Genomic DNA, 3,212 nt, shown 5'->3' on the forward strand with positions numbered 1-3,212 from the left:
AAGAAGTGGACGATGCCGATACGGAACTGGCGGGCAGCACTGAATCGCTTTGATATAGAATTTGGTGAACGCATCAGCGCTCACCAATAACCCCGCAGTGAACTTACACGGAAATATTTACAGGGTCCGCTTCTTAGTTCTTCTGGGTAAGTTCAAGCCCATCTCCTTGTAAATACGCCATACCCGCTTGTGATTCCATGCATAGCCCTGATTACGCATCCAATCAAAACACAATCTAAAACCCCAGCGCCCATTCTTGGCAACTACTTGATTAAGCACTTCAATGACGGGCGCATCAGCCTTAGCCCTACTTGCTGGGCGCTCGTAATACGATGACCTGGCCAGCCCCAGATGAGCGCAAGCCCTTGTAATGGGTACCGCTTCTTCGTCAACCAGGTAATCGACTACATCTCTTTTACCGGTTGGCGCTAGAGCTTTTTTTCGATGAGGTTCTTTAGCGCTCGGTTATCGTGAGTCAGTTCAGCAACCATCGTTTTATATTCGGAGAGCTGCTGCTCTAGCTCTTTGACCCGTTTGAGCTCAGAAGCTTCAAGACCCCCATATTTGGAGCGCCATAATGACCAACGGAAATCCCTTTAGGGATAAAAGGTGGCGTCGCTAATGCCATGCGTGCGCAATATGTCTGCCATCGCAATACCGCCCTCAGCTTCCTTCAAAATTCCAACGATTTGGGTCTCTGTAAATCGTGACTTTTTCATATTGATTCTCCTGTTGTAAATACTGCCATAAACAACAGAAAACTCAACTTCTTAAATTTACGAATCTAAGGGGATACTTCAATATCAAGAAGACTTAGTTGGAAATACCGTGATCTTGATCTTTGCGCTATCGATCTTGTTGGTGTATCTGGTGCTCGCAGCCCAATATGAAACCTGGATTGCTCCACTAGCTGTTTTAACAGCAGTCACACTCTCATTATCGGGAACGGTATTGGCTTTATTGCATACAGGCCTGGCAAATAATATTTATGTGCAAATCGGTCTAGTTTTAATGATCGCTCTTTCTTGTAAGAGCTCAATTTTGATAGTTGAGGTCGCCATTGAGTGCCGGCATCAAGGTATGAGTTTCGTGGATGCCGCATTAGAGGCTTCAAGAGAGCGATTTAGACCAATTGTCATGACATCCATCGCATTTATTTTAGGTGTCATGCCTTTGCTGCTATCTACTGGCGCAGGTGCAGCAGCGCGCATCTCTTTAGGCATTACGGTGTTTAGTGGAATGATTGCCTCTACCTGCCTGGCAGTGGCTTTGGTCCCAATCTTCTACGTAGAAATCGAAACGTTCTTTGAGAAACGTGCAAATAAGAAGTCTTCCAAGACCGTGTAGTCTCTAAGCCAAGCCACCATGTCTTAATAGGGCATCGATGCTTGGCTCACGACCTCTGAATGCTTTAAAAGATTCGGCGGCAGGTCGACTACCGCCCACCTCCAGAATTTCGGTCCGATAGCGTTTACCTGTTTCCGCATCAAGCACACTACCAGTGAGCTTTGCAGATTCTTCAAAGGCGGCATACACATCGGCTGAAAGTACTTCTGCCCATTTATAGCTGTAATAACCTGCAGCGTAGCCACCTGCAAAAATATGACTAAAGGTATTGATCCAGCGGGAAAGGGTGGGCTGAGGAATCACATTGAATTGATCTGCAATACTTCTAGATAGATCTAGAATGACTTGATCTTGTGCGTTCTTAGGATCAAAGCTGGCATGCAGACGCCAATCTGTTAATGACATCACAACCTGACGCAGCGTCATGTATCCGTTTTGGAAATTCTTCGCAGCGAGTATTTTGTTAAACAATTCCTTGGGGAGTGGCTTGCCAGTTTCAGCATGGGCAGTCATCTTTTCCAAGACTTCCCATTCCCAGCAGAAGTTTTCCATAAACTGGCTCGGCAATTCAACAGCATCCCATTCCACACCGTTAATTCCAGAGACGCCTAGTGCACTTACCTGAGTTAATAGATGATGTAATCCATGACCACTCTCATGGAAGAGGGTGATCACATCATCATGAGTGATTGTCGGTTGTCGCAATACGCCATCTACTTTTACTGGCGGTGCAAAGTTACACACTAAATACGCAACTGGTACTTGAATCTCACCATTTGGCAGCTCTCGACGACCCCGCGCATCATCCATCCAGGCGCCACCACGCTTACCGGGTCGAGCGTAGGGATCTAAATAAAAGTAAGCCGCGATCTGGTTCTCAGCATTTTTAACTGAGAAGGATTGAACATCTGTGTGCCAAGTTGGTAGATCTGCAGGCTCAATCTTCACATCAAACAGTGTTTGAATGACTCCAAATAGGCCTTCTAAAACCTTAGGTAATGGAAAATATTGTTTTAGCGCATTCTCAGAAAAAGAGTAACGCTCTTGCTTTAATCTTTCCGATGCAAATGCAATGTCCCATGGCTCCAATCCATCGGCAATAGAGAGTTCAGACTTGGCAAACTCAGAAAGCTCTTGCCAGTCTTTGAGCGCAAAGGGTTTTGCCTTTTGTGCAAAATTGGTTAGGAAGGTATCAACTTCCCCAACGTCATTTGCCATCTTGGGGGCCAAACTCAAGGCCGCATAATTTTTGAATCCCAGCGTAACCGCTTCTTCATCGCGCAGTTTCAGCTGCTGGAGCATATTCTGCGTATTGTCCCAATCAATTTTTCCTTGGGAGTATTGAGGAGCTAGCTCAGAAGCTCGAGTCACATAGGCTTCATACATGAGGCGGCGGAGTGACCGGTTCTCGGAGTACTGCATCACTGGGTAATAGGATGGGAAATGTAATGAAAAAGCCCAACCTTGAAGTTTCTTTTGTTGAGCAAGATCAGCGGCTGCAGCGATGACATCTTCTGGCAAGCCTGATAAATCAGACTTATCGGTAATTTGGTGCACAAAACTATCTGTCGCATCTAATACATGATCAGAGAATGCCTTCCCTAATAGCGCTTGCTCATCTTGAATCTCTGCGAAGCGTGGCTTTTGTGATTCGGAAAGTTCTGCGCCTCCAAGGCGAAAATCTCTTAATGAGTTTTCTATCACTTTTTTCTGCGCTGTAGATAGTTTTTCGTAAGCAGGGCTTTGGCTAAGCTCCTTAAACTTTTGATACAGCGCTAGATTTTGACCTAGGCTTGAAAAAAATGCGGTTACCTTAGGCATCATCTCGCCGTAAGCCGCTCTGCGTTCTGGGGTATCTGCCACAC

At 45.8% G+C, this 3,212-nt stretch carries 4 protein-coding genes; 1 reads left to right on the forward strand and 3 read right to left on the reverse strand.

Annotated elements, in window-relative coordinates:
• Positions 1-117: 117 nt before the first annotated feature.
• Together ACIQZ3_RS10460 and ACIQZ3_RS10465 are read right to left on the reverse strand one after the other, a co-directional pair.
• Entirely contained in the window at positions 118-279 is a 162-nt protein-coding gene (locus ACIQZ3_RS10460) for an IS3 family transposase (RefSeq protein ID WP_397392892.1), read from the reverse strand.
• A gap of 317 nt (positions 280-596) precedes the next feature.
• The gene (locus ACIQZ3_RS10465; protein ID WP_397392894.1) at positions 597-719 is read right to left on the reverse strand and encodes a transposase; all 123 of its coding nucleotides are present in this window, start codon (positions 717-719) and stop codon (positions 597-599) included.
• A 73-nt stretch (positions 720-792) separates the two neighbouring features.
• Here ACIQZ3_RS10465 and ACIQZ3_RS10470 point away from each other — a divergent pair, with 73 nt between their 5' ends.
• Positions 793-1,347, forward strand: coding sequence for an efflux RND transporter permease subunit (locus tag ACIQZ3_RS10470; protein WP_397392898.1), 555 nt, complete (start codon positions 793-795; stop codon positions 1,345-1,347).
• Between the two features lie 3 nt (positions 1,348-1,350).
• Here the strand turns inward: ACIQZ3_RS10470 and ACIQZ3_RS10475 are convergent.
• Positions 1,351-3,212 (reverse strand): M3 family metallopeptidase (locus tag ACIQZ3_RS10475; protein WP_397392896.1); only part of this gene is annotated, 1,862 nt, incomplete at its 5' end.

The organism is Polynucleobacter sp., assembly GCF_044342855.1.
Classification (GTDB): Bacteria; Pseudomonadota; Gammaproteobacteria; order Burkholderiales; family Burkholderiaceae; genus Polynucleobacter.

Bases quoted from the DNA above. Each gene is read 5' to 3' on its own strand.
- ACIQZ3_RS10465 (WP_397392894.1), bottom strand. From the start codon at position 719: ATGAAAAAGTCACGATTTACAGAGACCCAAATCGTTGGAATTTTGAAG.